The sequence below is a fragment of the Phenylobacterium sp. genome, from assembly GCF_031412415.1.
Taxonomy (GTDB): domain Bacteria; phylum Pseudomonadota; class Alphaproteobacteria; order Caulobacterales; family Caulobacteraceae; genus Phenylobacterium.
Window position 1 is genome coordinate 1 of the sequence record NZ_JANOCX010000002.1, and the last position, 1,627, is coordinate 1,627.

At 64.9% G+C, this 1,627-nt stretch carries 2 protein-coding genes; one reads left to right on the forward strand and one right to left on the reverse strand.

Features of this window, described 5'->3' with window-relative positions:
* On the reverse strand, nucleotides 1-321 hold a 321-nt coding region (locus RMO04_RS00020), incomplete at its 3' end, for a 6-phosphofructokinase (protein WP_309642749.1).
* A 175-nt stretch (nucleotides 322-496) separates the two neighbouring features.
* Here RMO04_RS00020 and RMO04_RS00025 point away from each other — a divergent pair.
* The gene (locus RMO04_RS00025; protein ID WP_309642750.1) at nucleotides 497-1,516 is read left to right on the forward strand and encodes a DUF4344 domain-containing metallopeptidase; all 1,020 of its coding nucleotides are present in this window, start codon (nucleotides 497-499) and stop codon (nucleotides 1,514-1,516) included.
* Nucleotides 1,517-1,627: the final 111 nt, after the last annotated feature.

A 1,627-nucleotide genomic window follows, 5' to 3' on the forward strand; every position in this document is an offset into this window, starting at 1 on the left:
ATCGGCGGTCTTCGCGCCCGGCGCGAACCGGCCCTTCAGCCGCGCCGGCGCCTCTTCCAGCGTCAGCCGGTCGGGGTCGATGCGCGAGGTGTGCAGGATCGTGCCCCCGGTCCGGTCGATCGTCCGCACACGCTCGGGCGTCAGCGCCATCAGCCAGTCGGATGTCGCTGGGTCGGCGGGATCGTAGTGGACCAGCCCCTCCCACCCACGCCGCAGCCCAAGCACGCTCCAGCCCCGCCGGGACGCCTCGCCCACCACGGTCTTGATCGCGACATTCAGTCCCGGCACGTCGCCGCCGCCGGTCAGCAATCCGATCCGCATGAAGGGTCCTTTGCGTTCCGCCACAATTTGCCCGGGATCATCCGGCAATGCCATGCGTATGCGTTGTTAAGGCGGGGCCGATATGCTTGCGGCAAGGCTTGGGGCAGGGAATTGGATGACGAACAGGTTTAGTTGCGTGGCTGCTGCCGTTTTCGCCGCAGCTCTGGCGTTCCCCATGGCCCACGCGCAGGAGGCCGAAGCGACAGAGGAACCCGTCGCCGAAGACGCCGCCGCCACGGCTGAGGAAGAAATCGTCTCCGAAGACGAGATCGCCAGTTCCAGCTACCAGACCGCCTTCGACAAGGCCCGCAAGGCCTGGACGCCCTTTGAGGACGCCAGCCTCACCTCCGAAGAAATCGACGACGACATCCTCTACGTCCTCGGCAACGTCGCCAACACGATGTTCCACGAATTCGCCCACGCCCTCGTCTCCGAACTCGCCATCGTCGTGCTCGGCAAGGAAGAAGATGCGGTCGACGGCTTCGCCAACATGATCATGGCCTCCAACGAGAGCGATCCGGCCCTCGACAAGATGATCGTCGCGGTCGCCGAGGATTATTTCGCATCCGGCAATTTCGCCGACGAAGCGAGCGACGTCTCCTACGCCTATGACGAGCACTCGCTGAACGCCCAGCGCGCCTTCAACGTCATCTGCCTGCTGGTCGGGGCCAAGCCCGAACAGTTCAAGAGCGCCGCCGACAATGCCGGCATGCCGCCCGAGCGCCAAGACTCCTGCGCCAACGATTATGCCGACACGCTGGCCAACTGGGACACCGTGCTCACCCCGCATTATCTGAACGACGGCGAAGCGCCCAAGGCCAAAATCACCATCACCTACGGCAAGCCGGCCGAGGGCCAGGAAGGCATCGCCGCGATGCTCAAGGCCTCGGGCATCGTGGAGAGCGTCACCAAGGAGATCACCGAGTGGATCCGCATGCCCAACAACATCGCCGTCGCCATCGAGGCGTGCGGTGAGGAAAACGCCTTCTGGAGCCCCAGCAACCTCAAGCTGACCATCTGCTACGAGCTCGCGAGCGGCTACATGGACCGCGCCCTCACGCAAGGCCAGGTCGCAGAAGGTGAAGAGGCCGCGCCGGCGGGCGGCGGCGAAAGCGAGGCCGTCGAGGAAGATTTTGAGGCGGCCGAGGAAGGCGTCGAGGAAGAGACCGAAGAGCCCGCTGAAGCCGCCAGATAGGCGTTCCTCGCGGCCAAAGCGCCGCATGGAAAAGGCCCGGGAACCGTGATGGTCTTCGCCCAGGCGTCGGGGGACGCATGAGGGACAGACACCTATGAAGCGCATATTACC

Coding starts and splice junctions, on each gene's coding strand:
- RMO04_RS00025 (WP_309642750.1), top strand. CDS start 497: ATGGCCCACGCGCAGGAGGCCGAAGCGACAGAGGAACCCGTCGCCGAA.